The sequence below is a fragment of the Armatimonadota bacterium genome, from assembly GCA_013314775.1.
GTDB lineage: Bacteria > Armatimonadota > Zipacnadia > Zipacnadales > JABUFB01 > JABUFB01.
Window position 1 is genome coordinate 221,671 of record JABUFB010000010.1, and the last position, 26,113, is coordinate 247,783.

Annotated in this window: 17 protein-coding genes; 8 read left to right on the plus strand and 9 right to left on the minus strand. The window is 63.6% G+C overall.

Translation table 11 applies throughout. From position 1 onward, the window contains the following. The first annotated feature begins 20 nt into the window (after nt 1-20). The 3 genes from HPY44_13860 to HPY44_13870 are packed head-to-tail and all read left to right on the plus strand — an operon-like array spanning nt 21 to nt 4,268. On the plus strand, nt 21-1,310 hold the full coding sequence (locus HPY44_13860; protein NSW57093.1) for an MFS transporter: 1,290 nt from the start codon (nt 21-23) through the stop codon (nt 1,308-1,310). Next, the gene (locus HPY44_13865; GenBank protein NSW57094.1) at nt 1,307-1,978 is read left to right on the plus strand and encodes a flavodoxin family protein; all 672 of its coding nucleotides are present in this window, start codon (nt 1,307-1,309) and stop codon (nt 1,976-1,978) included. Before HPY44_13860 ends, HPY44_13865 begins: the two co-directional genes overlap by 4 nt. Before the next feature lie 13 nt (nt 1,979-1,991). After that, on the plus strand, nt 1,992-4,268 hold the full coding sequence (locus tag HPY44_13870; protein ID NSW57095.1) for a DUF4838 domain-containing protein: 2,277 nt from the start codon (nt 1,992-1,994) through the stop codon (nt 4,266-4,268). A gap of 97 nt (nt 4,269-4,365) precedes the next feature. Here the strand turns inward: HPY44_13870 and HPY44_13875 are convergent, their stop codons facing one another. Together HPY44_13875 and HPY44_13880 are read right to left on the minus strand one after the other, a co-directional pair. Further along, on the minus strand, nt 4,366-5,421 hold the full coding sequence (locus tag HPY44_13875) for an alpha/beta fold hydrolase (GenBank protein ID NSW57096.1): 1,056 nt from the start codon (nt 5,419-5,421) through the stop codon (nt 4,366-4,368). Between the two features lie 29 nt (nt 5,422-5,450). Then, nucleotides 5,451-6,839, minus strand: a complete 1,389-nt coding sequence (locus HPY44_13880) for an SGNH/GDSL hydrolase family protein (GenBank protein ID NSW57097.1) — start codon at nt 6,837-6,839, stop codon at nt 5,451-5,453. A 144-nt stretch (nt 6,840-6,983) separates the two neighbouring features. On the opposite strand from HPY44_13880, the gene HPY44_13885 reads away from it, so the two are divergent. Further along, nucleotides 6,984-7,976: an aldo/keto reductase gene (locus tag HPY44_13885; protein ID NSW57098.1), complete on the plus strand. Its 993-nt coding sequence runs from the start codon at nt 6,984-6,986 to the stop codon at nt 7,974-7,976. A 98-nt stretch (nt 7,977-8,074) separates the two neighbouring features. On the opposite strand, the gene HPY44_13890 is transcribed toward HPY44_13885, so the two are convergent. Continuing rightward, on the minus strand, nt 8,075-9,586 hold the full coding sequence (locus HPY44_13890) for an alpha-glucosidase/alpha-galactosidase (protein NSW57099.1): 1,512 nt from the start codon (nt 9,584-9,586) through the stop codon (nt 8,075-8,077). Between the two features lie 165 nt (nt 9,587-9,751). Here HPY44_13890 and HPY44_13895 point away from each other — a divergent pair, with 165 nt between their 5' ends. Next, nucleotides 9,752-10,759 (plus strand): alcohol dehydrogenase catalytic domain-containing protein, encoded by a 1,008-nt coding sequence (locus HPY44_13895; protein ID NSW57100.1) that lies wholly within the window; start codon nt 9,752-9,754, stop codon nt 10,757-10,759. A gap of 104 nt (nt 10,760-10,863) precedes the next feature. Here the strand turns inward: HPY44_13895 and HPY44_13900 are convergent, their stop codons facing one another. The 5 genes from HPY44_13900 to HPY44_13920 form a co-directional block, all read right to left on the minus strand. Beyond that, entirely contained in the window at nt 10,864-12,279 is a 1,416-nt protein-coding gene (locus tag HPY44_13900) for a fucose isomerase (GenBank protein ID NSW57101.1), read from the minus strand. A 48-nt stretch (nt 12,280-12,327) separates the two neighbouring features. Further along, nucleotides 12,328-13,029 carry an L-ribulose-5-phosphate 4-epimerase AraD gene (gene araD, locus HPY44_13905; protein NSW57102.1) on the minus strand — a complete coding sequence of 234 codons (702 nt, stop codon included), beginning with the start codon at nt 13,027-13,029 and terminating at the stop codon, nt 12,328-12,330. Nucleotides 13,030-13,098: 69 nt separating this feature from the next. Then, the gene (locus HPY44_13910; protein ID NSW57103.1) at nt 13,099-14,781 is read right to left on the minus strand and encodes a ribulokinase; all 1,683 of its coding nucleotides are present in this window, start codon (nt 14,779-14,781) and stop codon (nt 13,099-13,101) included. 82 nt (nt 14,782-14,863) lie between these two features. After that, a complete protein-coding gene (locus HPY44_13915) occupies nt 14,864-15,844 on the minus strand; it encodes a hypothetical protein (GenBank protein NSW57104.1) in 981 nt (326 codons plus the stop codon). Between the two features lie 51 nt (nt 15,845-15,895). Next, nucleotides 15,896-16,231 (minus strand): hypothetical protein, encoded by a 336-nt coding sequence (locus HPY44_13920; GenBank protein NSW57105.1) that lies wholly within the window; start codon nt 16,229-16,231, stop codon nt 15,896-15,898. 36 nt (nt 16,232-16,267) lie between these two features. Between HPY44_13920 and HPY44_13925 the strand changes: the two genes are divergently transcribed. Continuing rightward, the gene (locus tag HPY44_13925) at nt 16,268-17,464 is read left to right on the plus strand and encodes a hypothetical protein (protein NSW57106.1); all 1,197 of its coding nucleotides are present in this window, start codon (nt 16,268-16,270) and stop codon (nt 17,462-17,464) included. 13 nt (nt 17,465-17,477) lie between these two features. On the opposite strand, the gene HPY44_13930 is transcribed toward HPY44_13925, so the two are convergent. Then, the gene (locus HPY44_13930) at nt 17,478-20,705 is read right to left on the minus strand and encodes a discoidin domain-containing protein (protein ID NSW57107.1); all 3,228 of its coding nucleotides are present in this window, start codon (nt 20,703-20,705) and stop codon (nt 17,478-17,480) included. A 121-nt stretch (nt 20,706-20,826) separates the two neighbouring features. Here HPY44_13930 and HPY44_13935 point away from each other — a divergent pair, with 121 nt between their 5' ends. Both HPY44_13935 and HPY44_13940 read left to right on the plus strand, forming a co-directional pair. Then, complete coding sequence (locus tag HPY44_13935; GenBank protein ID NSW57108.1) at nt 20,827-25,023, plus strand: heparinase II/III family protein; 4,197 nt, start codon at nt 20,827-20,829, stop codon at nt 25,021-25,023. 1 nt (nt 25,024) lies between these two features. Next, nucleotides 25,025-26,104, plus strand: coding sequence for a hypothetical protein (locus HPY44_13940; GenBank protein NSW57109.1), 1,080 nt, complete (start codon nt 25,025-25,027; stop codon nt 26,102-26,104). The last annotated feature ends 9 nt before the right edge of the window (nt 26,105-26,113 follow it).

Consider the following 26,113-nt stretch of genomic DNA (forward strand, 5'->3'; position numbering starts at 1 on the left):
ATGAGAAGAGAAGGCAATTCATGAGAATCAAGCTCGCATCCCTGCATTACGGCTGGATTATCCTGACGGTAGGCACGCTGGTGGTCTTCGGCGCTCTGGGTCTGGGGCGTCTGGGCTACGGTATGGTTCTGCCCGCGATGCAGGAGGGCCTGGGGATGGACAACACCCAGGCCGGCGCACTGGCAAGCGCCAATCTCACCGGCTATCTCTGCCTCTCCGCATTGGGCGGCGCACTGGCCTCGCGTTTCGGGCCGCGGGTGGTTATCACGGTGGGGATGACCCTTGCGGGAGCTTCCATGGTGCTGACCGGCCTTTCCCACGGCATCATCGACACCGGCATCTGGCGCACAATCACAGGCGTGGGCAGTGGGGCCAGCAATGTACCGATTATGGGTCTGCTCGCCGCGTGGTTCAGCCTGCGCAGGCGAGGCGTGGCTTCGGGTATCGCCGTGGCGGGCTCATCCATTGCTCTGATCCTGCTGGGATACGCGGCTCCGTCGGTGCTCTCGGCCTACGGGGATAGTGGCTGGCGCGTCTGCTGGTTCGCATACGGGGGGATCACTCTGTTCGTAGCGGCCCTTGCCGGACTGCTCCTGCGCAACTGCCCATCCGAGTACAATCTCTGCCCGGTGGGTGATGTCAACGGAACGCCGCCGGTCCCCGTGAAATCCGAGGGCCTGCGGTGGGGGCTCATCTACCGCTCGCGAGCAGTCTGGCAGATGGGTTTCGTCTATACTGCCTACGGGTTCGCGTACATCACGTACCTGACTTTCTTCGTGAAAGGCCTCATCGCCGACGGCGGCTACACCCAGGCACAGGCGGGGCACCTGTTCATGATCATGGGTTGGGTCAGCCTTTCGTGTGGCCTTATCTGGGGCCATGTGTCGGATGTCATCGGCCGCAAGGGCGCGCTGGTGATCGTCTATCTGATCCAGGCCGCGGCGTACGGTCTGTATGCATTCGTGCCCACGCCGGCGGGGTTCACACTGTCCGCGCTGCTCTTCGGCCTCACCGCCTTCAGCGTTCCCGCAATCATTGCCGCTGCCTGCGGCGATATGCTGGGACCGCGACTTGCCCCGGCCGCCCTGGGTTTCGTCACGCTCTTCCTGGGCATCGGGCAGGCGGTCGGACCCACGGTCGGCGGCATGATCGGCGACGCCGCGGGTTCTCTGCCGCCGGCGATGATCCCACCGGCAATCGCATCAGCCCTCGGTGCCTTAGGCGCGGGCCTCATGCCCGCCACCGTCAGTCGCGACAACCCGGCCACACCCAAAGATACGCCTGAGAACGGAAAGGATGGAGTTGCATGAAAGCAGTCGCAATCATGGGCAGCCCCCACGGAATGAAGGGCAATACGGCGAAGCTGCTGGAACCGATGCTGGAGGCAATGAAGGAAGCCGGCGCGGAGGTCGAAACGCTTCTTCTGGGCAAGCTGAAAGTCGCCCCCTGTGTGGGTTGCGATGCCTGCCACAAAGGTGGCAAGTGCGCGATCAACGACGACTTCGACCAGGTCCTCCAGGCCATTCTGGACGCCGACATGATCGTCCTGGCCAGCCCGAATTACATCTTCAGCGTAAGCGCCCAGATGAAGGCCCTGTTCGACCGCTGCTGCGGGCCGATCCACATTCAGCAGTTCGCCGGCAAGTTCGGCGCTGCCGTAGTGACTTCCGGCGGCGGTGGATGCACCGAAGTTGAAGACTATATGCTGCGCTTCTTGCGCATGGCCGGTGCCTGGACCGTTGGAAGCACCGGGGCCGAAGCCTTCAAGCTCATGGACCCGTCCCAGGCGCCGCAAGCAGTGGAAGCAGCGCGGGAACTGGGCCGCAAGCTGGTTGCCGCCGTGCAATCCGGTGAGCCACCCGCGGACCAGGTCGAGGAGCACGAGCAGACCGCCCAGTTCATGCGGCAGATCGTTTCCATGCGCAAGGACGACTGGCAATATGAGTATGAATACTGGCAGAAACTCGATGCCGTATAACCAGGAGGCGGACATGCACCAGGTTTATCTCGTCCTCATCGCCATCGTCTTGCTTGCCTGCGCAGGCTGTGCGTCTGCAGTCACCCTCGCGCACAACGGTGCGAGCCACTACGTCATCGCGGTCCCGGTGAATGCCGACGCGCCGACGATCACCGCAGCCGAGGAGTTGCAGAAGACCTTGAAGGCGGTGACCGGCGCCGTTCTGGAGATCGCTCAGGAGAGTGACGTCGCGGCCGATGCACCGGTTATCGCAGTCGGTCCCGGTGAGCGCTTCAAGAAGGCCTGCCCGGATGTTGATCTCGCTGCCCTGCAGCGCGACGGCATCGTCATCCGCACCGTCGGTGACGATCTCTTCCTCGCAGGAGGCAGCCCGCGTGGCACGCTGTATGCGGTCTACACGTTTCTCGAAAACCCTGTCGGCTGTCGCTGGTGGGCGGCGGATGCGGAGTTCGTGCCCCGGCGCCCAACCCTCGAAATTGGCGATCTCAACACAGTCTACGTGCCGAAACTCCAGTATCGCGAGGCCTTCTACCGCGGCGTGCTGCGAAATCCGCTGTTTGCTGCGAAGCTCAAGCTCAATGGACATTTCGAGAGCATTCCGGCTTCTCACGGCGGGCATTACTCGATCATCGGGTGGTGCCACACGTTCTACCAGATCCTGCCGCCCGAGAAGTATTTCGCGGCGCATCCAGAGTGGTACAGTGAGATCAACGGACGGCGTGTCCATGAGGGTGCCCAACTGTGTCTCACCAACCCCGAGATGCGCGCCGAATTCGTCCGCGTAGCACTGGAGCGAATCCGTCAGCAGCCGGACGCGGGGATTATCTCTGTGTCCCAGAATGACTGGCACGGGCGTTGTCAGTGCGCTGATTGCAGGGCTTTGGAGGAGTCCGAAGGAGCGCCATCCGGGGTGCTGGTGCATTTTGTAAACGCGGTGGCTGAGGAAATCGAGAAGGAGTTCCCGAATGTGCTGGTAGAGACTCTCGCCTACCAGTACACCCGGCAGGCTCCGCAAAAGGTGAAGCCGCGGCGCAATGTTATCATCCGCCTGTGCTCAATCGAGTGCGACTTCTCCAAGCCCCTGGAGACCAGCAAAACCAACAGGACCTTCGCGCGGGACGTGGCGGCGTGGAGCGCCGTCGCCCCGCAGCTTTACGTGTGGGACTACGTCACCAATTTCGCCAGCTACATCATGCCCCATCCGAACCTGCGGGTGCTTGCGCCGAACATCCGATTCTTCGTCAACAACAAGACCATCGGGCTGTTCGAGCAGGGTGACGCAAGCTGCTCTTGCAGCGACTTCCCGGAACTGCGCGCGTGGCTTCTCGCGAAACTGATGTGGGACCCGTCGCTGGACGACAAGGCCCTGATCCGCGAGTTCATGCAGGGCTACTACGGGCCGGCAGCCGAACCCCTACTCCAGTACATTGAACTGTATCATGACGCCATTGAGAGAAGCGGTAAGGCCCTGCGGTGCTACATGAGCGGCACGATTGACTGGCTGCCGCTGGCCGACATGAACGCGGCCACCAGGCTGTTCGCCGAAGCGGCGCGGGCAGTCGAGGGCGATCAGGTCCTCAGCGACCGCGTGCGCCGGGCCCGATTGCCGCTGGACCACTCCTGGATCCTGGGCTACAACGCCCTCCGCCGCCAGGCCATCGGGGAGAAGACCGAGTTCCTCGGGCCCGCCGACCCGCAGGCAATGGTCCGGGACTTCATCGAGACTGCCGAACGCTTCGACGTGGACAGCTTCCGCGAGGGCCAGCCGTTCAGCAACTACGCGCCCACGCTGGAGCGCCGGTTCCGCGCAGCCGGACCGCCGCCGGAAATGTGCAAGGACCTCCCCGTTGAGGACTGGGTGGACGTGCAGGACAACGACTTCACCCTCCACAATGCAGGCGCGTGGGTCTCTCTCGTCGAAGACCAGAAGGCATCCGACGGTTGGGCAGCGCGCATGCCCACGAACCACACCCAGTGGGCCACCCAGTACCCCATCACCCGGGACGTGGAACAGCTTGGGAAGAGCCATTGCTATGCATTGGTGAAGTGCGCCGCGAAGGACAAAGCCGCCCCGGCCTTTGAGGCGGGCATCTACGACAACGAGACCAAAGCCGGCCTGGCTGGTCGAACAGTTGCGGCTTCCGAGTGCGCGGGCGATGACTATGTGCTCATCGACCTGGGGGTGCAGGAACTGAAGACCAGCATGTACGTGTGGTTTGCACCGAAGAACAACCCGGACCAGATCGAGTCAATCTCCATCGACCGGATCTTCTTCATCCGGGAGAAGTGAGCTTGCCAAGCATTGCTTGGGCGCAAACAGCGGCCTCCGGAACCGTGCGAACGACCCGGGCGAGGGAAAACTCTCTCGCCCGGGTGATCGTGCGCCCTCATCGCCCCTGTTTCCCCTTCAGCCAGCGATCGAACCAGTCGAATGCCTTGGCCCCGCTAAACTCGTGACCGCCCGGGTGCAGATCCACGTCGCAGCGCTCCGGGACACCCGCCGCTTTATAGCAGGCGGCCACCTTCCGGTATGCTTTCATCGCGTCATCCACCACGAAGCACTGGTCCTGTTCGCCGATCTCCGCCAGCATCGGCCGCGGCGCGATGAGTGAAGCCACGTCGGGAATATCGCCAATCTTCGCGAGACCCGGCATGTACTGTGCCCCGCAGAAATTGCCCTTTCCGCGGTCACCCAGGGCATCGGACAGCGTGCTGAGGTAGCAGCAGATAACGCAGGCCTTGATACGGCTGTCCAGGGCGGATAGGTACGTGGTCATCGTGCCGCCAAAGGACACGCCGATGCAGCCGATCTTCCCGGCGTTCACTTCCGGCCGCGTCTGCAAATAGTCCACCACGCGCTTCGCGTCCCAGATGTGCAGGTTCAGATACTGGAAGCCAAAGTAGCCGTTGGCCAGGTAGGCCACATTGCACCCGTCGCGGCTGGGGCGACGTACCCACTCGTCCGGATCGATGCGCTCCCCGAACCCACGCCAGTCGGGCGAAATCGTCACATACCCCCGCCGGCAGAACTGGATCGCCATGCAACGCTGGTAGTCCTCGATGGGGTTACCATCATTGTCCAGACCGACCGAGGGGTTCTTCCCCATCCCGTGTCCGTGGGCGATGACAATGCCGGGCAGTCGCTTCCCTTGGGGCAGGTCCTTGGGAGTCAGCACCCACGCTGGAATCGAGTTATAGGGGTCGGAATCGAAGACAACTTTCTCGCGGATGTAGTCCCCTTGGTCGGTGCGTTCGAGCACTTCCGGGCGTAGGGGCACGGCTTCCGGGTCCGGCCCCAGGAGCTTCACCAGCTCGCGCCGGAAGGTCTTCCGCCAGGCCTGCCACTCCTCTTTCGTCTTCGCCTTGCACGGGTATAGCGGCCTTTGTGATTTCAGGCGCGCCTGTGTGGCCTCATACTGGCTGAAAATGCGCTTGCGAGCCACGTGAGTGCCTCCGAGACAGTGATAATCAGCTACTCAGCGACGGGGACAAGTTCGTACCGGTGCGGCACGGGCTGATTCCTCTGCCAGATCTGCTGCTGCAGGTCCTCAATCCGGGACCTCAGAGAATCCAACTCCCCCCGCGTTGCCAGGTAGTTCTTGAACTGCCCGGCGAAATATGGGTTCGGCCCGGCGGGGGTGCTGTTTTTCGCCAGGAAGTCGTCGAAGTATGTCTGGATGGCTGCGTCGTCGCCCTCATCAATCTTCGCTCGCATCAGCATCATCCTGATCTGTGCCCAACTGCGGATGCGCACTTCGAGAGCGCTGCGCTGGTCGTTGAGGGCGACCACCTCACGCGCCTGCCGATACTGCGGAGTCGCGGGATTGGTGGCAAGATTGACTCCCGCACCAAGCTCCTCGCGCGAGTACTCCCCCACGTTCTCGCCATCAATTGCCAGGCGCATTCTGCCTGCGCCCTCAAGTTTGACCTTGAGGATTTCCTGATTGAGATCTTCGATCAAGGGCACCAGCTCCAACGCGGGCTTCGCAACGTCTTCAATGGGCAGGGGGAGCGCCTTTGCGGCGACCGTGAAGGCGATGCGCTCACCGGACGCTTCGATCGCGCTCACTTCCGCGTTCGCACATTCCACAACGGTTCCGGCCACGCCGTCCAGTGACACGCTCGAGACAAGGGCCGGCACGCCCTGCGCCTTGAGGTACAGGTACGCCATCACCATCTGCCCCACGTCACCAGGGTGAACGCGGTCTTGACCGATGATCGTGAACTTTGGGTCGGTCTTCTGCTTCTCAATGTTGAGCGCTGTCATCGGTCCGTGGAAGTCCACGATCGATCCACCAAACTGCAGAGCCAGGTTGCGCGCATACTCGCCACAAGTGGCAAGCGCGGCGTTCACACCGAAAAGGTTCTCCGTGGGGATGTCTCCCGTGTCGTCGTAAGGCGAGGGCGTGCAGAAGATCAGCGTGGAAACGCCATTCGCAAGCAGTCGTCGGGCGAGCGTCTCCATGTTTCGCCGGTGGTTGTCGAGGGCGTTCTGCCGGGCGGTCAGGATCGCCTCATCGGGGTTCTCTCGACCGTAGTAGCTGCGCCCCACGTCGTTCATGCCCAGCATGATAGAGGCAACATTGGGCCGGTTCGGCAGGATGTCCCAATCCAGCCGACTCACGGCTCCACTCGCGGAATCGCCCGCGATGCCGCAGTTCACGAACCTCACCCTGCGCTCCGGGAACCGGGTGAGGGTGTAATCGTAGATGTACCGGTGGAACTTGCGCGAGTGGGTGATGCTGTCTCCGATGAAGGCGACCACATCGCCGTCCCTGAACTGCGGCGGCCCCGGCGGCTGGGCGACAGACAAAGCGGTGATGACCAGCAGGCTGATAGCGAACCAACAGGCGTGTTCCATCAATGCTCCCGAGACGCGTGGTTTCCGTCAGCGTCTATTTTGTCCAGACCGACCGGTCATTCCTCCTTGCGCACAGCAGACAGGAATCCACGGCGGCGGCGGTGAATACCCGACCACTATCTGGACAATGAAGGAGCGATTAGCATGGCCCACGAGTTCAGCGGGCAGAGATACGACAGGATGCAGTACCGCAGATGCGGTCGCAGTGGACTGATGCTGCCCGCGATCTCCCTCGGTCTGTGGCAGTCATTGGGCGAGCCGGGGCGCGAGGAGGTCTGCCGGGAGGCGGTCTACTACGCCTTCGACCACGGCGTCACCCACTTCGACCTCGCGAACAACTACGGGCCGCCGCCAGGCAACAGCGAAATCGTCTTCGGCAAGATCGTGAAGGACATGCCGCGGGACGAACTCATCATCTCCACCAAGGCCGGCTTCACCATGTGGGAGGGCCCCTATGGCGACTGGGGCAGCAAGAAGTACCTGGTGGCCAGCCTCGACCAGTCGCTGCAGCGCATGGGGCTGGAATACGTGGACATCTTCTACCACCACCGCCCGGACCCGGAAACGCCCCTGGAGGAGACGCTGGGCGCGCTGGACCTCATCGTGAAGCAGGGCAAGGCGCTATACGTCGGAGTCAGCAACTACCCGGGGGAGCGCTTCTGCCAGGCCGTACAGACGATGCGCGACAATCATTGGTCGCCGATCACCATCCATCAGCCGTATTACAACATGATGAGCCGGGGAATCGAGCGCGACCTGCTCCCCCACACCGCGGCCTTCGGCACCGGCGTCATCGCTTTCTGCCCGTTGGCGGGGGGAGTGCTCACGGACCGGTACCTCAAGGGCCTGCCTGCCGACTCACGGTGGGGCAAGCGGGGAGCAGACGGCAAGAAGTGGTGGGACGAGCAAGACGCTCGCGGGGTCTGGGCGAAGGTGCGGGCGCTCAATGAGATCGCAGCAAAGCGTGGGCAGAGCATGGCGCAGATGGCTCTGGCGTGGATCCTGCGCCTGCCGGCAGTCACCAGCGCCCTCATTGGCGCCTCCAGTGCGGCGCAAGTTGCGGACAACATCGCTGCCTTGGACAACCTGGATTTCAGTGACGAGGAACTGCGGAGCATCGATGACCTGACGCGGTAGCAAGCCAGTCTTTGCAGAGCTCCCGATCAGACAGCAGGTGCGGGGTGTCGGCGGTGTCCAGCCGACGCGGCCCCGCACCTGTCACCTTCAGTCCCTCCCTATCCTTCCGCAGCCGGGCGCTCCTTGGCCTTGTCCGCCTCTTGTGCCAGCTTACGCGCCGCCTCGCGGTCTGCCTCCATCTCCTCCACGGTCTTGGTGTGCAGGCGCGCCGCGCCTTGATAGCCCTCGCGGGTCGGGATGAGATTCCCCGAAGCCAGCCGCTTCTTTGCCGCCGCAATAGCGTCAGCGTACTGCGGCAACCACGCCTCCCCCGCAACCAGCATCTCGTCGGTCATCTGGCTAATCTCAGGCGGATTCAGCACAGCACCGGTGAGCGGGTCCATCATCATTGCCTGCCGCAGCAGGAAGTCGTCTCCGTGTACCGCCGCCTCCACCGCAAGCCGCTGCACACTCACCGAGGCATTGCAGACTGCTGCGCAACCAAGGGGCAGGTCACCCACGATGGGGATGCTCAGGCCATTGCCGTCCACGTAGCCCGGGACTTCCACGCAGCAATCCGGGGGCAGATTGGGGATGCAGCCGTGGTTCTGAACGTTGAAATGCCCCCGGTACCTGCGCCCGGTCTCCAGACCCTCGATGATGTAGGAGCCGTGCTCGTGCCCACGCTTCTCGGGCTCGAAGGTCCACGGGTCGGCCTGCATCCAGTTGGGAAAGTCATGCTCGAACCAGTTGCGGCCTTCGGTGCAGACCCGCAGGTAACCGCCGGTCTCGCCGTTGATCCAGCTTCCCAGGTCGATCCAGTTGACCAGGTCGTCCGCGCGCTTGCGGAACCACGGCACGTACTCGCTGAAGTGCCCGTTGGACTCCGTGCAGTAATAGCCGAAGCGCCGCAGCATTTCGATGCGCACTTTTTCCGTCTTGCTGTACGTCTCGTGCTTCTCAAAGGCCTCCAGGAGTTTCCCGGTCATGTCCTGGCCTTTGTGTTTCACGCTGATGTACCAGGTCTGGTGGTTGATACCCGCGCAAATGATGTCCACCTCGTTGACCGGCAGGCCCAACACATTGGCGATCTGGTGATGCCCGCCCTCGACCCCGTGGCACAAGCCGATGACATTGACCCCGTACCCATACTTGTAGCACGCCCACGTGTTCATGGACATCGGGTTCGAGTGGTTGATCAGCGTGCAGCCGGGCGCAGCGACTTCGCTGATGTCCTTGCAGACGCCTAGCAGTACCGGGATCGTACGCTGAGCGTACATAATTCCGCCGGGGGCCAGGGTGTCACCCACGCACTGGTCCACACCATACTTCAGGGGGATGTCGATATCGGTCTGGAATGCTTCGAGGCCACCAACACGCACGAAGGAGTATACATAGTTCGCGTCCCGGAATGCCTCGCGGCGGTCGAGTGTTGCCGACACTTTCGCAGGCAAGCCGGATGACTCGATGTCTCGCTTGCATAGCTGATACACCATGTCGAGGTTGCGCTCGTTGATGTCCGTGAACGCAAACTCTGTGTCCTTCAACTCGGGGATGCAGAGAATGTCGCGCACTTGCGCGCGCGTGAAGCCGATGCTGCCGGCTCCGATGACGGCGACCTTGATAGGCATGGGTGTCCTCCGATAGCAAGCGTATGACTGGGCGCCCTTCCGGCGCATGATGGGCTGCCTATTCCCCACGCACGGAGCGGAAACCTTGCGCGCGAGGGGACGGGTTGTCTAAACTTGCCAGTGCCAGGAGACAACGCAGCGCACTCAGACACTCGAGGACCTCCCATGAAAGCTGCCCGGCTCCATGCCGCTCGAGATGTGCGAGTCGAGAGTATTCCAGACCCGGTTCCCGGACCCGGCCAAGTGCTTGTGCGCGTTCGCGCCGTGGCCATCTGCCCCTCGGACTGGCGCCTGTATGCCGACGGTGACGCCGGCGGCAAGCCGCTCGCCGCGCCCATCATCCAGGGCCACGAGTTCTCTGGTGACGTGGTTCAGCTCGGCCCCGGGGTCGCTGCTCCCGCCGTCGGAACTCGTGTGGGTGTGGAGCCCAGCTGGCATTGCGGCCACTGCGACATGTGCGCCCAGGGCAAGTACAACATCTGCCGGAATATCGTTTTCCCCAGTTTCCCGCCTTGTGACGGCGCCCTTGCGGAGTTCATCGCTTGCCCGGTCATCAACGTGCAGGCCCTGCCGAGTAACGTGGGCTACATTGAAGGCGCACTGGTGGAGCCCCTAGGGGTTGCGCTGCATGCCGTGCGCCTGGCTGATGCGCGGCCGGACGGGCACCTGATCATCCTGGGCGCCGGAGTCATCGGCCTGTTCTCGCTGATCCTGGCGCGGCTGTCCGGGGTTCAGAACGTCACTGTTGTGGAGCCTGTAGATGGCCGCCGAGAGCTTGCGGCGCAACTGGGAGCAACCTCAACCGCCGCACAGTGGGAAGAGCTTCTGGAGGATCGGCGCGGGAACGTGGTGCTGGAATGCTCGGGTGAATCCGGCGCTACGGAGGAGGCGCTGGAACTCGCGGACCACGGAGGCAAGGTGGTTGTGGTGGGCATTCCCAGGCCCGAAACGGTCTGCTTCGAGGCCCATCTTCCCCGCCGGAAAGAGCTGACGATCATCTTCTCCCGGCGCTCCAGGGACACCCTCTCGGAAGCCCTCGAGCTTGTGTCATCGGGCCGCGTGCCCCTGGACTGGCTCCCGGTCAGACGGTTCCGTCTCGACCAGGTCGCTGCCGCCATGGATGCAACGGCTGCCCGGCCCGGCGACATGCTGCGCGCCATTGTGGAGCCCTGAAGAATCAGCAGGGGCGACGATCCGTGAAGACCGTCGCCCCGGACGCGCTCTGTCGAGACAGGGCTGCCAGGTGGTCCGCGCACCGGACCGGGCCCCGGCAGAGGTTATGCCCCGTGGTGGTACACGTCCCACCCCAGGTAGTTCTCCATAGCTTCCTGCAGGGCGTCGGCAACGCAAGCGTGGGTAATCGCCACGTGGTGCTCAAATCCCATCTCACAGACGTACCGCATGAGGCCCTGCAGGTCTTCGATGTGGGCGACCCCCGCCCCACCGAAAGTGTCCAGCGGGTCGGTGGTGAAATCCCCTTCGCCCAGGTACGCGCAGACCTCGCCTTCCAGATCATTCGTGGATACTCGGCAGAAGGTGAAAGGCCCGGGCTTGATGGAGCCCACGCAGGTCCCGCAGGTATTCTCCACGCCCACGGTGCCGCCGATGATGTCCTGAACACCCATCCGCACCTGCGCGAAGCAGTCCTTGGGAAGGTTGCTGCAGTGGAATAGAACGCACTTGTCCGGGTCGTCGCCGTAGTTGTTGTTCCAGTCGAGAAGCGCCGCTGGGAGGCCGGATGCCAGCGCCAGGGCATACATACCCACCGCGCCGGTGACATCCACCTCGCAGGCGCTGGGAATGAGGCGGTTGCTCATCATGCTCATTACCGTGCACGGCACAACGCCCAGGTATTCTTCCATCGCTGTCCAGCACTGCACTGCACTGGCGTCAAGTTCATTTTCGGCCATCCACTCGTCGATCACCAGCGCTAGTTTGGCCATCTTCACCAGGGACGCTTCCGGGATTCCCTCGGTGCTGATATACTCCCTGACCCCTGCCAGCCTCGCCTGTACGCCGTCTTCCGAATCATCGAGCCGCTCGATGCGACCCATGATCTCGGACAGGTCGATGACCTCCACCGAGATCCCGTGGGCCTCCAGAATCTTCTCACTGAAGCGCACCGTATTGAACGCCGCCGGTCGCGCGCCGATGGCCCCGATGCGCGCATTGCTGAGCCCTTTCACCACCCGGCAGACGCTGCCGAACCATTGCAGGTCCGCGAGGAAATCCTCGGACGAGGGTGCCACCGTGTGCAGCGATGTGAGCGAATATCCGATGCCGTACTGGGTCAGGTTGTTGCACACCGACAGCTTTCCGCAGAAGCTGTCGCGGCGATCCGCGAGGCTCATCTTCGCGGGATCGTCAGGAGTCGCCTGGATCAGCACCGGCACGTCCAGCCCAGACATGCGGAGAGTCTCGGCAACGCCGCGTTCATCGCCGAAGTTCGGCAATGTCACGAGCACGCCGTCGATCTCATCCGCGTGCTTCTTGAACAGGTCAGCGCACTTGCGCGCATCCTCGCGGCTCTCGACCGAACCGAAGGGAGTGTCTTCAGGTGTGAGGCAGACCGTGCCGAATCCTGCACTTTCCAGTACTGACAGGATCTCCCTGCGCCCTTCGTCGCACAGGTGGTCCGGGAAGAACCCCCGGTTCCCAACAATGACACCGAGCGTGGTCTTCTTCCTCAACATGCTCGCTCCTCCCGCTTTGAGGTATGGTGACTTGCGTGGTTTGGGAACTCAGCCCTCGTGCGTCTCCTGTCCGTAGTATGCTCCGGATCCGTGCTTGCGCAGGAAGTGTCGGTCCTGCAGGTGCACATCAATGGAGACGAGACCCGGTGCAAGGCTTTCGGCCATGATCGCCATCTGGGCCACCTGCTCCAGGACGATGCTGTTTTCCACTGCGTCGTCGGGCGTCTTGCCCCAGGTGAAAGGACCGTGGCTTGCCACAAGCACTGCGGGCACTTCCAGGGGATGCACGTTTCGAAACGCGTGCACGATGTACTTGCCGGTCTGCAGTTCGTAATCCCCCGCGACCGCCTCTTCCGACATGCTCTCGGTCACGGGCACGGTTCCGCGGAAGTTGTCCGCATGGGTCGTCCCGTAGCAGGGCAGGGCGCGCTTCGCCTGGGCCCATGCCGTTGCATGTGGAGAATGGGTGTGCGCGATGCCGCCGATGCCCGGGAAGCTGCGGTACAGTTCGAGGTGCGTCGGGGTATCTGACGACGGGCGCAGCCTGCCTTCCACCACGCGCCCCGCGAGATCAACCACCACCATATGCTCAGGCCGCATGGTGGCGTAACTGACCCCGCTGGGCTTGATGACGATGAGGCCGGTATCCGGGTCACGCCCGCTCACATTGCCCCAGGTGAGAATCACCAGACCCGAACGCCAAAGATCCAGGTTCGCCTGGCACACTTGCTGCTTGAGTAGCTCGAGCATCGAAAACAGTCCTTGTCCGCCAGCTAGCGACGCGCAGGCCCGGCAGATTCGGTCGAGATCAGCCCGGCCTCACGACACCCGCTTCTTGATATCCAAGAGCGCCTTCATAATGTCGTACAACGACTCCGCATGCCCCTCCACCCCGAAGGTGTCGTGCAGGCGCTTGTAAAGGGCGTATAGCTCCGTGTAGACCGCATGGTTGGCGGCATCGGGCTCGAACACCAGGTCCTTGACGCCGGTCATCGCCACCTGGGCATCTTCCGTGGTGTCATAGCCGCCGGCGGCCGAGCCGGCCACCACGGCGCCGAAGATCGCCGCACCCAGGGCGCATGTCTGCCCGGAGCGAGACACTTCCAGCCTCTGCCCGGTCACATCTGCGTAGATCTGCATGAGAAGCGGGTTCTTCTCGGCAATCCCGCCACAGCAGATGATCCGCTCGATCGGCACGCCATACTCCTTCATCCGGTTGTGGATGGTCAGCGCACCGAAGGCGGTGGCTTCGATCAGCGCCCGGTAGACTTCGGCGCGGTTGGTCTGCAGCGTCTGGCCGATGAGCAGGCCGGTAAGGCGCGCATCCACGAGCACTGTCCGGTTGCCGTTATTCCAGTCCAGCGCCAGCAGGCCGCTTTGGCCGGGCTTGAGCTGCGCGGCCTCCTCCGTGAGGCGTTCGTGGAGCTTCGCGTCACCTTCGCAGAGCACCGACACAAACCAGTTGAAGATATCGCCGACTGCGGACTGACCGGCTTCGATGCCGAGATAACCCGGCAGCACCGAGCCGTCCACGATTCCGCAGACGCCCGGGATGTCCGTCGTCAGTTCGGTCTTCCGGGCCACCGTAATGTCGCAGGTCGATGTGCCCAGTATCTTCACCAGCGTACCGGAAGCCACCCCCGAACCCACCGCGCCGTAATGGGCATCGAAGGCGCCCACCGCCACCGGGATTCCGGCAGGAAGCCCCAGCCGGCCAGCCCACTCCTCGCATAGCCTTCCCGCCGCGACGTCAGAGGCATATGCTTTCTCGTACAGCCGCGGGCGCAGTTCACCCATCTTTGGGTCGAGAAGCGACAGGAACTCGGCGTCGGGCAGCCCTCCCCAGTCCTCGCAGTACATCGCTTTGTGGCCCGCCGAACACACGCCGCGCTTGATGCTCCCGGGCCGCGTGTCCCCCACCAGCAGGGCCGGGATGTAGTCGCAGAACTCCACCCAGCTTGCCGCCGCCTCGAACACCTCCGGGTCCACGTTCAGGCAATGCCAGATCTTCGAGAAGAACCATTCCGAGGAGTACGTCCCCCCGGACTTGTTCAGGTACTGCGGGCGATGCTCCTTCGCGAGCGCCGTGATCTTCTCCGCCTCGGCCATGGAGGAATGATCTTTCCACAGCCAGGCTAAGGCGTTGGGGTTGCCCTCGAACCTTGGATCGAAGGCCAGCGGCACGCCTGCCGCATCCACCGGGATGGGTGTGGAACCGGTGGTGTCCACCCCGATGCCGATGATCTTCTCGGGGGCGAAATCGACCACTTCCTCTGCCCGCTTCAACACTGCCGAGACGCATCCTACCAGCCCGTCGTGGTAGTCTGCAGGGTGCTGTCGGGCCACGTGAGGATCGCTCCGGTCGCCGATGACCCCGGCATCGCCGCGCGTGTAATCATGGACCGCCGTGGCAATCTCCTCCCCCGTCCGCACATCCACGATCAGCGCCCGAACCGAATTGGTTCCGTAATCCAGCCCCAGTGAATACCTGGCATCCGACATCGCTCGTGCCCTCCTGGATCAAGCGGCGCACGCGCCGGCTCAATTTGCTCTGTAGATTTCGTGTACTCCAGTGAGGCGACCTTCAGCTAACCACTTTGCGACACATCTCGTAGGCCGTGTCGAAGGCAAACTCAAGCTCTTCCATGCTGCAGTGATCCTGTACGAAGTGGGTGGTGCAGAAGAGAAGGCCTCCGTCTGCGTAGATGCTCATCACCCGCTCGATTTCGGACCTGAGAAAGTCCAGCTTTCCGAATCCGATGGTGGTCTGCACGTCCAGCCCACCCATGACCGAGAACCAGTCGCGGTACTTGTCATGGTGCTCCGTGAGGCTCATTCCGGCAGACTCCTGCCACGGATGCACCACGTCGAACCCCAGGTCGATGATCCCGTCAATCACCGCGTTCACGTTCCCGTCGCTGTGCAGACTCAGGTACGCCCCGGCGGACTTGACCGCGTTGCAGGTCTCCTTGTGGTACGGGTAGATCATCTCCCACCACATGCGGGGGCTGAACATGAGGCCCACTTGGGCGCCCCAGTCATCGGAAACATGGACCATATCCACACCCAGATCAATGCAGTTCAGCGCGAAAGCCTGATTCCATTCGGCCTGCCGCTGGTAGACCCGTGCGAGATCATCGGGGTACAGGGCCAGGTAGGTCAGGTGGTTCTCGATCCCGAAGGGCCCGTTCAGGCACTCGAAGATCCCCGGGGTCTGCATGTAGACAAACCGCCCGCGCTGCTGCTTATGGTGGTCCACGGCGGCCACAACATCGGCATAGGCGGACTGGTCATCGGGGTCCGCAAGCTCAATGTCCAGCAAATCCGCGGGAGTGATCGGCCCGCCGACCGAAACCCGCAGCGCGTTCAAATCATCGCTTCGATACGGCTGCGGGCCGCCGAAAAGGTGGGCGAAGTCGAACTCATACTTGTCCTCGAACGCAGCCACCGAACCCCAGCGCTGTGTAATCGGCTCAGACAGGTTCGCGCTGACCCACCCATAGATGGGGATGCGATCCGGCTTGCCATGCTCAATGACGGTGATGACGCGCTCTCTCGAAAGCATTCAGATCTCCTGTTGTAAATGGGTTCGCAGCCGATATGCCTGTGACCGCAGTCAGCCCTCAACGCGGAACAGCGCGGCTTCGCCGGCATCCGCGCTCATCTCGAGACACCGGTTGCGTTTGCTTGTAAACGCCAGCAGTCTGACCCACCTCCAGCCGTCCCGGTGGATGAACTTCCCGACGGCGAAGCGGCCGCCGGCCAGGTCGGACGGGTACGCTCTCACGCCGGCAAGAGAAGACCCGGCGGGCTGGACCGCGTGGGATATGAGCCGCCGGATTCCGGACTGCAGAATCTGAGTTCCGCTCCTTCGTGCATGCTGACTGAGGCGGCACAGGGCATCATTCGCCATCCATAGACGATGCACCTGTTTCCCGATGTGGCAGGTCATCCCGCGAACCTGTCGAACCTGCCCCCGGTGATAGCTATGAAGCCCGCAGTGACTGTTGCTTTGCTGTGCATTCTGATGCTCGCCCTCGCTGGTGCCGGAGGCGCTCAGCCTGTGACCCGCCCCAACTCTCCCTCCGCCGCGTATCTCGACCGGCTTCTGATTGCCATTGAGCAACAGGTAGCCTCGCTGCCGATGCACACCCACCTTGCCGAAGCAGCCGCCGACCGGCTCATCGCAGGCGGCAGAATCTGGTTAGCCGGCGATACGGGGTTCATCATCGAGGGGCTGAATCGCGCCGGCGGGATGATGTCCGTCAAGAAGCTGCAGAAGGCCGATGACCTGCAGTCCGGCGACGTGGTGCTGTTCGGATCGCTCCGCGTGAACAGTGAGGACGAGCGAGACATGGTACAGCGGTGCCTGGATACCGGCGTCCTGCCTGTCTTTTTCGACCCGGAGATGCCCCTTGTGCCCGCGTCTATAGACCCCGCAATCCCGCGCGTTGGGAGCGAAGAGTACCTGCCTTTCGCGTCTCCCGCCAATGCCATCAGTCTCTGGACATTCACGGCCGAACTGGTATCCGCCCTCACCCGAAGGGGCAAGATGCCGCCCATGTACCAGAGCGTGGTAGTGCCCGGTGGACGCGAGCGCAATGCATCTCACCTGCCCCTGACCTGGGAACCCGGCTCCCCGACGCCGGTGAAGCCGCTGGTCCTGGGGAGGACCTACCTGTCCCGGCTCGCGCGCTGCATCCGGAAACTCAGGGCAAGCGAGATGGAGAATTTCGCAAAGGCAGGGAAACTCGCCGCCGATGCCATGGCCGCAGGCCACACGGCCTGGATTGTGCCCGAAGGCCACCTGCCGCCGTACCAACCGGGGATCGCCGACAATCTCGCGGGCCTGCGAAAGCTCGATGGCGGCCGCAATGCCGAACGTGTTGCGGACACGGTCAAGCCCGGCGACGTGATCCTGTACATCGGCTACTATGAGCCCTTCGGGCCGTGGGTGGAAAACGCCCATGCTGCGGGCGCAAGAATCGTCACCATCGTCTCCGGCACCCCGGACAAGCCAGCCTCCGCGATGGGCGCTGACATCAACATCTGCGGCTGCTGGCCATACGGTGACGCGCTGGTGCAGGTGCCCGGCTATGACGTGAGCATTCTCCCGCCCTCGGGTGTAATTCAGTCCGCCGCGTATTGGATGCTGGTCGCCGAGATTCAGGCCGCCACGCGTTGACCCGCGCCCGCCCTCAGTACTCCACTCGCACTTCGAACCTCTCCGGGCCCGGCAGGAGCGTCACGGTCTCCTGGTCGGGGTCGAACTGCGCCCAATCCGCTCCGTTGACCGTCACCCGCCGAATCTTCGTTCCATCCGGGTGGCGTACCCGGAGCTTGATGGCTTCCCACGGTTCCCGCGTGGGAGGGGTCACCAACGCTCCGATCGTCCTTTCGCCGGCGTGCGAAATCACCCGGCATGACACCGGCCCGAAGTGGGTGGGCATGCGGTCGAAGCGCACCTGCTGTCCATCCCGTAGCCACGCCCGGGGGATGGCCCACAGGAGCCGCAGCGTCTTCGATGGCAGCCCCGGCCCGGAAAGTTCTTCGGTCACCAGCATGTGCCGCAGGTAGTTCAGGGGCACCGCGCTGGAGCAGGGAATTGGATCGCTCATATCCGGAACCGGGTAGGCGCTGGCGGCGTGCAGGTCGCTGGCGTACAGCAGATTGGTCTCCCGTGAGGCGAAGGTGCTACGCTCAAGGTTGAAGGCGAGGTAAGCATAGAACGCCAGGAGGAACTCGTCGATCTTGTCCTGGTGCAGTTTGGTCAGCGCATAGCCGAGGCCATACAAGCCGTCCAGGCCGCCGGGCCCGGCATCGCGCCGGAACCGGGGCAGCCCGCAGAAAATCAGATTGTCCGCTTCCATGTAGTCCACAATCCAGGCCAGATGTCGGCTGTCCATATCGAAGGGCAGCAGGTCGAGCAACACGCCTGCGAAAAGCTGGTAGTAGTCATCGCCTACCGGCTCGACCGCATAGAGTCGCAGGGGCAGGAAAGGCGGCTTATGCTCGGGCCTGTAGTTGCCCTCAATGGCCCGGTCGATGTCCTGCCTGTACGCAAGGGCTTCTTCCCGGTAACGCTCTGCGGTCTGGCTGTCGCCCAGGCGTTCGAGCATCCAGGCCGTGTCCTCCAGGCCCCGCCAGCATGCCAGGTTCCCATACAGCGCGTAGCACTGCAGCTCCGCAATGTCTCCCCCGTAAGACCATTTCGGCAACAGTCCCCAGTGCAGCGGCTTCTCCCCGTTCTCAAGCTCCATGGTCTTCCGGCGGTTGGCGAGGGTCCACTCGGCGCATTCCCGGAACAGGTCCGCGTGCTTCCCCAACCAGTCCATGTTGCCCGTCAGCCGCGCCAGACTTACGGCGTACATGGGCTGCAGGCCGTTGCGGTATTGCTGGTGCCGATCGGCGTAGGTCTTGTATTCCTCCACCTTCTTCAGGAACTCCGCGTGCAGGTACGTGGCATCCATGTACCGTTCTGCATCCCCGGACAGTCCGAAGTACGCCAGGGCCAACATAGCGAAGCCTTCCTCGACCCCGTAAAGGCTCCCCTCGTAGACCGATGGCATCGAGCCATACGGCATGATGTCCCCGTCGGCGTTGATGTACAGTTGCGCCAGGACCGCTTTGAGCATCCGGTTGACCCGTTCTTCGGGAACTTCGACGGGAGCCGACGGGGCGATCAACTCGTCCCAGTAGTCGCGGAAACGCGCCAGCGCGGCGTCGTAACCCGCGTTTCGATACACTCCGGGCGCAGCGTGCGCTCCACCAAGTCCGTGCGGGTAGACCAGGTCCAGCGTGCCCGGACAGTCCAGGTCGAACTCGACCGTCGCCCCGTCCCCAGCCAGCCTTCCTTGACTCGTTGTGGCCAGGACCGGCCGAGATCCGCAGGTGAGCACGTCATCCTGCAGAGTGGCGCCTTCAGGGAGTCCTTTCACCCGCAAACGCACTTGGGTCTTCCCGGGCCGGCCATCCGCACGGCTCACTTCGGTACGCACGAAAAGCGCGGGGATCCGACGGTTATCATCCGCGAAGGACACGAAGGCCGTCTGCCGCACCAGCAGGTCGCCTGCCCGACCCTCAATCACTGTGCCCGGTCGCCAGCCGTCGATCAGGACCCGCGTCACTGTGTCCAGGCAATCTTCCAGCGTAAGTTCATCCTCGCCAAAGCCGAAGGACAGGCGCTCCCGGGCCAGGATGGTGCCATCCCGCGTCACCCCGATCTCCTCGCGCAGATCCTTGAGGCCCAGCAATGCCCGGGCGGGGGTCATGGACAGCGCCAGCGGAACCAGGTCGTCGTATCCCGGCTCCTTGCCCGATGCCAGTAGTTGCGTTTCGAAGCTCCTGTCCGCCACCAGACGGTCAGGCCACGTGTGGGGGGTGGCAGGCAGGTATCGCAATACCTCGATCTCCGCCAGATCGGCGACTGGCCTTCGGAACCTGACCCCGACGGCCTCGCAGGCGAATGGCTCGAAGCTGAGTTCCAGCCGCGCGCCGCTCTGCTCAGCCCTGGGCTCCAATTCCCGCCAGTCTTCGCCGTTTCTCGCGAGCACAGCCACATCATCGGTGCGCTCCGCCTCCCCGGAGAAGTGCAGCACCACCCGGTCCGCCACGTGCTGCACAGGCCATTCCACGGACGCGAACCAGACCTGACCGGCGGGCTTGGCCGCATCGCCATCCACCAGCGCGGGGCGCTCTCCCGCTTCCGTCTCAACTGCCTCCCAGACTATGCATCGGGACGCGCCGGGCTGTGTCTCGCTGAGCCGCGCCAGGTTCGGCACCAATTCGCGCCCACCCAGTTTCCGCTGCTCCGACGGCGACAGCACCCGCGCGCCCTCAATGCTCTCAGCGCCCGCGCCACCTTCGAAAGCCATCACTTCCTGCAGCGCCATGAGCCCCCGGTCCCGCGCGCCACGGGCAGGCTGGACCACCCGAAACGACTGCGCCTGCACGGGCTCGAAACCCACGACCGTTCGGCGCGCCGTGGGTTCCAGCCAGGTCTCCGGCGCGAGCACCGGCACCCAGGACTTGTCGCTGAGGTACTCGACCCGGAACGCTCGCGGGTACCAGGTGTCCTGCGACCACCAGATCTCCACGCGGCCAATACTCACCACTTCGGGCCAGTCCAACCGCACCCAGTGCTCGACCTCTGTCGCCTCCGAGACCCAGGTGTTCCCGGAGTTCCCCAGGCGATCCGCGCTGCCAGTGTCCCATGTGGTTTCCTCGCCAGGAGCGATCCACAGCCCGTCATTGACCACATCCTTACGGTAGCCGGAAAAGGTGGAATCCACGGTGACCTTTGCCGCCTTACCCTCGGGATAGCGAACAAGATTGCGCGCGTCGTCCCTGGCCGGAACGGCGTGAAGCGCGGTCACAAGCACCAGCATCAGCGCGAGGATCATCAACAGTGAGCAGTGAGCAGTCATGCGATGCCTCCAGGTCCAGTGTTCGAAGAGTAGATTCCCCGATCTTGGGCGCATTCCTGCACTGCACAGGAGGTCGACCGCAGCACGTCGAATACCACCGCATAAACCGGAGGGATACCCCATGCTCATGCTCACGCTTCTTCTTCAGGCAATTATCGCACAGGCGCAGCCCGCGAACCTCGCCCGTCTGGACGGCGCGGTGGCAATCGCCGACAGCACCCATCGGGATCGCTGGGGCATCGACGGCTACCACGCGCATCTCGCCATCGATGGCAACACTAATAGCGCGGGCGACGGAATGCGCACTACCAGTTGGGCATCCGACAATTGGGAGGTCACCCATTCACTGACCGTGATCTTCCCGGCCGAGGCCGATCTGGAGTCCGTGCGCATCCACTGGGCCGGCTCGCTTGCTCCCTCGCGCGTGGTTGTTTCGGGTCTCATCGGCGGCCAGTGGGAGGAGTTGGGGGCATATGGCCCCGCCGGGAATGAGGCGGTGTCCAGTGCATGGACGGGACAGGCAGCGAATGTGGCCGCCGTCCGCATCATCCAGCCGCCGGATGCCGCGAATCTCGGAGCCGACCGCCGCATGTGGGTCGCCGAGCTGGAGGCCTTCGGGCAGGTCTCGGAACCTCGCGTGCCGGTTGACGTAAGGGCAACCCGGGAACGCGTCGAGAGCGAACTCCTTGCCCTGCGCAGAGCCGAAGATGATACGCGCAAGGCGCCGGTCATCGCGCGGGCGATGAGCCCCCTCAAGACCCGAGGCTTCCAGGGCATCGTGAACCGCGAGGACGTTGCCCGAGGCCGCGAGAACGTGGCCACGCGTCCGTGGGCGAAACAAGCTCTGGAAGCCATTCAGCGCGACGCCGACTGGTGGGTGGCGAAAGACGACCAGTACATCCGCAGCCTCATCCCCGGGGGCAATCCGAGGGCGATCTGCCCCAGTTTCGAGAAGGGCTGCCCGATCCACGGCGGCGCCCGGAGCACCTTCAGCGCTACCCTCGAGAAGCCCTATGTCTGGAAGTGCTCCAAGGGCGGCGAAGAATGGTTCGACGGGGCGGTGGTAAAGAATCCCGCCACCGGCGAAGACGTGGTGGTGCATGACGACGGCAGTGGCTGGCTGGCTCCCGAGGGCTTCCCAAATGCCGGCCGGCGTTATTACTTCGTTGCCGCGTACCGCTACTACTTGCTTGGGAAGCTTTTCTCGTCACCCTACGAGCCCGACGGGGGTTCCGAGTATCGTGGCGAAACCCCGATCATGCAGCTTTCGCTCGCCTACGCGCTCACGGGCGAGCCCCAATACGCCCACAAGGCCGCAGTGATGCTCACGCGCCTCGCCGACCTGTACCCCGGCTATGACGGCTGTGTCGAAGGCCCCAGTCAGCGTCAGGACGGTTACATCGGCCAGACTTTCGAGCGTTTTCTGGTGCAGAACCTCATTCTGTGCTGCGACCTCATCTGGGACGAGGTCATGCAGGACCAGCAGCTCGCCGACGACCTCGCCGCGCAGGGACTTGTTGACCTGAACGGCGATGGCAGGGTATCCGGCGCGGACGTGGCCCACCACTTGCAGCGCAATCTCCTCGCTCATATCTACGAGTACCTGCACCGGTTGATCCCGTACCTCGACGGGGACTTCTGGATGTACGAGATGACAGCCCTCGCGGCGCTGGCCAATTCAACTGGCAACCCGGAACTCGCCGCCGAAGCGCTGGAAAGCGACCTGGGCCTGCGGGTGCTCCTGCAGAACTCTTGGTTCCGCGATGGGAAATACATCTACGATTCAACCGGCTACAACCAGGGCAACGCGGAGACGATCCTGCGCATTGCCGAGTGGATATACGGCTTCCAGGCGCCGCCGCAGTACCCGGAGCCGTTGGACCCGTATCACCACCCCGACTACCGCCTGACGATGCTGTACGACTTCCTGCGCCACGTGGACTGCGACGGCAGGGTACCTCAGATCGGCGACGTGGGCGGGGCGCGCTCCGTGAGCCTGCGCACCACGCCGCCCTATGCGTGGTATTTCGAGCGCGCCCTGGTGCGGCTGCCTGAACTGCGGGACTACTACGCCGGGCAACTCATGGCCGCGGCCGGGGGCGATCTGGAGCAGCTTCGTCTCGGCGGCGCGGACTGGTGGACCATCTTCCATGCAGGCCCGCCGCTGGAGGCAGAAGCAGCGACGGTAGAGCCGCCGCGCTCCCACCTGTTCGACGACAGCGGCATTGCGATCCTGCGCGCCGGTGACACTGCCGCCACACGCATGCACGTGCCCTTCACCTTCAGCCGCGGCGCGTACGGCCACGGCCACCCGGACAAGCTGGCCATCAACATCTTCCGTTACGGCTATGACTTCAGCGCCGACCTGGGCTACCCCACCACCTGGACGGACCTGAAAAGCGGCGGCTGGGAGAAGCACACCGCAAGCCACTGCCTGGTGATGTTGAACGAGGGCGGTCAGACGGGCAATGTGACCGGCAAGCTCTCGTACTTCGCCACCGAACCCGCGTGCGACGCAGTGGAGGCTTCCTGCGAGGCAGCTTACCCGGGGACCAGTCTCTACCGCCGCACGCTGGCGCTGGTCCGCGACCCGAACGGTGAGCCACTGTATCTTGCCGACATCTTCCGGGTGGCAGGAGCGAGGACTCGAGATTATCTGTTCCACTCCCTGGCGGCTCCGGAAAACCTCACAGTGACCCTCGACCAGCCCGCCGACTGGACCCACCAGCCCGAAGGGTGCCTTCTCGGCGAAGATGTGCCGCCCATGACCCGCGCCGGCTACGGATTCCTGTTCGACCTGCACCGTGCACACACGGCCGGCAATCTGAAGGCCTCCTGGGAGTTCCGCAAAGGCGTCTCCCAGCCCGACCGCTATCTCCTGACCCGCCGGCAGTTCACCAACTGCGACGTGCGATTCACCATGATCCGCACCGGCAAAGCGGGAGGCGACCGCGAACGCGCCGTCTTCGTCTTCGCCACCCAGCCCTCCACGGTGCAAAGCCGCCGGGTCATCATGCTCCCGGCCACCGAGCTGTCCGTGGGCAAGCCGGTGAAGGTCGAGGTGAAGGTCCGCGGCGCCCAGGCGACGATGACTGTCGACGGCCGGCCCTCGGGCCGCGTGGATGTGACGGGTTCACCGGGGGAGAGCGGATCCGTAGGGCTTCTTCACTACTACAACTACGACTGGGAATACCGCGATTTCGAGATCACTCCCGACGGTGGCGATACCATCCGCATGAACTTCGAAGCGCCGCTCTCCGAGGCCGACTGGGCGCGCATTGACCCCACCTACTCGGCGGCCGCGGGCGCATTGAAGGTCTCCGATAAGACAGGCGGGGCGCTGCACCTGTTCGCGGCAGGGAGCCCCGGGCGCGAGGTAATCCGGGCCGCCGCCGAAGGTTACGGGGTCCGCGGGCAGGCGCCTTTGGAAGGCCATCTTATCCTGCGAGACATCCGTGAAGACACGGCCCAGGGCACGGCGTTTCTCACGGTGTTGGAGGCAGTAGACGGCCCATCATCCGTCACCGCAATGCAGCGCCTCGAGATCACACCATCGGGGGATGGGACGCTCACGGACTGCGATGCCGTGGCCATGCGTGTTGAGGCCAGTGACAGTGCTGGGCCGCGCGTGGACTACGTTCTCAGCGCGCTTGATATGGATACGGTTCGGCAGTTGCAGGTGGACGGCCATAATATCCGATTCCGGGGGGCCTTCGGACTCGTTACCACCCGCTCGGGCCAACCGACGAAACTGATGCTCGTGGGCGGCGGGGAATTGGCGTGCGACGGTCACACACTCTCGTCGCCCGGCAACCTCACTGGGCAGGTTGTGACCGTGGACCCATCGGCGCCCGCGATCTCGGTGCGTCTGGATGACCGCTGCCCCACGCCGGACGCAAGTCTCGTAGGTTCGAAGATCAAGCTGGAGAACCAGGCCTACGTCTGTCCCGCCGTTTACACGATTACATCCGTAGAGGCCCTCCCGGAGGGTCTCTGGCGCCTGGGCCTGAATATGCCCCTCACCGTTGCCCGCGGGGCGATTGCCTCCGTCAACGCGGGCAACGCGAGCTTCGCCAGCCGCACGCCAGTGATGAAGCTGCGGATGAACCCGGGGATCTTCAATGGGAAACCGGCACGGGCCCTGCCCGACGGAGCACCCGTGCGCCTGACGACTGCGACGGAGAGCGCTTTCGTTTTGGCGGACCCGGCGGCGATCTCCGACTTCCACCCCGAGGGCGAGTATGAGATCCTGGACGTGGGCGTGGGCGACCCGTTCACCATCGTGACCCACAAGTCCCTGGCGCTAGCAGCGAACTGAGATGCAATCCGAAACCAGTGAAAGGCCCACAATGATGAGCGACGCGTCACGCCGGCGAGTCATGAGCGCCATCCGCTTCGAAGCACCCGATCGGGTCCCCGTTCGCATCTACCCCGCTCCCGGCGGCCTGTACGAGCATGGCGAGAAGCTCCTCGAGGCCATCAAGGAGTGTGGCCACGATTTCGGCGACCTATCTGACCTGACGCTCCCAACACCGCCCGGTCCCGAGGCATTCGACCCTGACGGCCGCTATCACGAGTTCAGGACCGATGACTGGGGGACGCGGTGGGAGTACCGAATCTTCGGAATCTGGGGGCACCCGGTGGAGTGGCCCCTGAGCGACCTGGCAGCCCTGGACACCTATGAGCCGCCCCCAGTGGGCATCCCTGAAGGCCCCGGGTTCGAGAGCCATAAGGCTCAGGTCGCCACTCACAAGCAGACCTGGTACTCCATCGGCGGCGGTGGATCGTTGTTCGAGAAATTCTGCTCCATCCGGCCCTTCGAAGACGTGCTCATGGACATCACCCAGGACACACCCGAGGCGAACCGCATCGGCGACATGCTTGTGGGCTACTGCCGCAAGCTGGTAGACTACAGCCTCGCGCTGGACGTGGACGGCATTTGCTTCGGCGACGACTTTGGCACAAACAGCGCCTGCATCTTCTCTCCGCCGGTCTGGCGCCGGTTTTTCAAGCCCCGCTACGAGGAGCTGTTCGCGCCAATACGCGCTGCCGGTAAGCATATCCTGTTCCACTGCTGCGGACACATTGCGCCGATCCTGCCCGACCTGCGCGAACTGGGCGTTGACGTGATCTGGCCGCAGATCACCGCCTACGATGTGCGCGAACTAGCGGCCATCTGCCGAGACCTGGGCCTCACGGTGGAACTCCACCCAGACCGTGGAGGAACCATGCAGCGGGCAACCCCGGATGAAGTCCGCCGCCACGTATTCGATCTGCTTGAGGTTTTCCAGACCGCCCAGGGCGGCTCGTGGCTCTACGTCGAGATCGACCCGGGGTTCCCCTGGGAGAACGTGAAGGCGCTCATGGACGTGGCGGGCGAGCTGCGCAGCGGCGCCTGACAACAGACG

Coding starts and splice junctions, on each gene's coding strand:
- araD (NSW57102.1), bottom strand. CDS start 13,029: ATGCTCGAGCTACTCAAGCAGCAAGTGTGCCAGGCGAACCTGGATCTT.
- HPY44_13925 (NSW57106.1), top strand. CDS start 16,268: ATGAAGCCCGCAGTGACTGTTGCTTTGCTGTGCATTCTGATGCTCGCC.
- HPY44_13900 (NSW57101.1), bottom strand. CDS start 12,279: ATGTTGAGGAAGAAGACCACGCTCGGTGTCATTGTTGGGAACCGGGGG.
- HPY44_13860 (NSW57093.1), top strand. CDS start 21: ATGAGAATCAAGCTCGCATCCCTGCATTACGGCTGGATTATCCTGACG.
- HPY44_13910 (NSW57103.1), bottom strand. CDS start 14,781: ATGTCGGATGCCAGGTATTCACTGGGGCTGGATTACGGAACCAATTCG.
- HPY44_13920 (NSW57105.1), bottom strand. CDS start 16,231: ATGACCTGCCACATCGGGAAACAGGTGCATCGTCTATGGATGGCGAAT.
- HPY44_13895 (NSW57100.1), top strand. CDS start 9,752: ATGAAAGCTGCCCGGCTCCATGCCGCTCGAGATGTGCGAGTCGAGAGT.
- HPY44_13890 (NSW57099.1), bottom strand. CDS start 9,586: ATGCCTATCAAGGTCGCCGTCATCGGAGCCGGCAGCATCGGCTTCACG.
- HPY44_13940 (NSW57109.1), top strand. CDS start 25,025: ATGCAATCCGAAACCAGTGAAAGGCCCACAATGATGAGCGACGCGTCA.
- HPY44_13880 (NSW57097.1), bottom strand. CDS start 6,839: ATGGAACACGCCTGTTGGTTCGCTATCAGCCTGCTGGTCATCACCGCT.
- HPY44_13935 (NSW57108.1), top strand. CDS start 20,827: ATGCTCATGCTCACGCTTCTTCTTCAGGCAATTATCGCACAGGCGCAG.
- HPY44_13930 (NSW57107.1), bottom strand. CDS start 20,705: ATGACTGCTCACTGCTCACTGTTGATGATCCTCGCGCTGATGCTGGTG.
- HPY44_13915 (NSW57104.1), bottom strand. CDS start 15,844: ATGCTTTCGAGAGAGCGCGTCATCACCGTCATTGAGCATGGCAAGCCG.
- HPY44_13885 (NSW57098.1), top strand. CDS start 6,984: ATGGCCCACGAGTTCAGCGGGCAGAGATACGACAGGATGCAGTACCGC.
- HPY44_13870 (NSW57095.1), top strand. CDS start 1,992: ATGCACCAGGTTTATCTCGTCCTCATCGCCATCGTCTTGCTTGCCTGC.
- HPY44_13865 (NSW57094.1), top strand. CDS start 1,307: ATGAAAGCAGTCGCAATCATGGGCAGCCCCCACGGAATGAAGGGCAAT.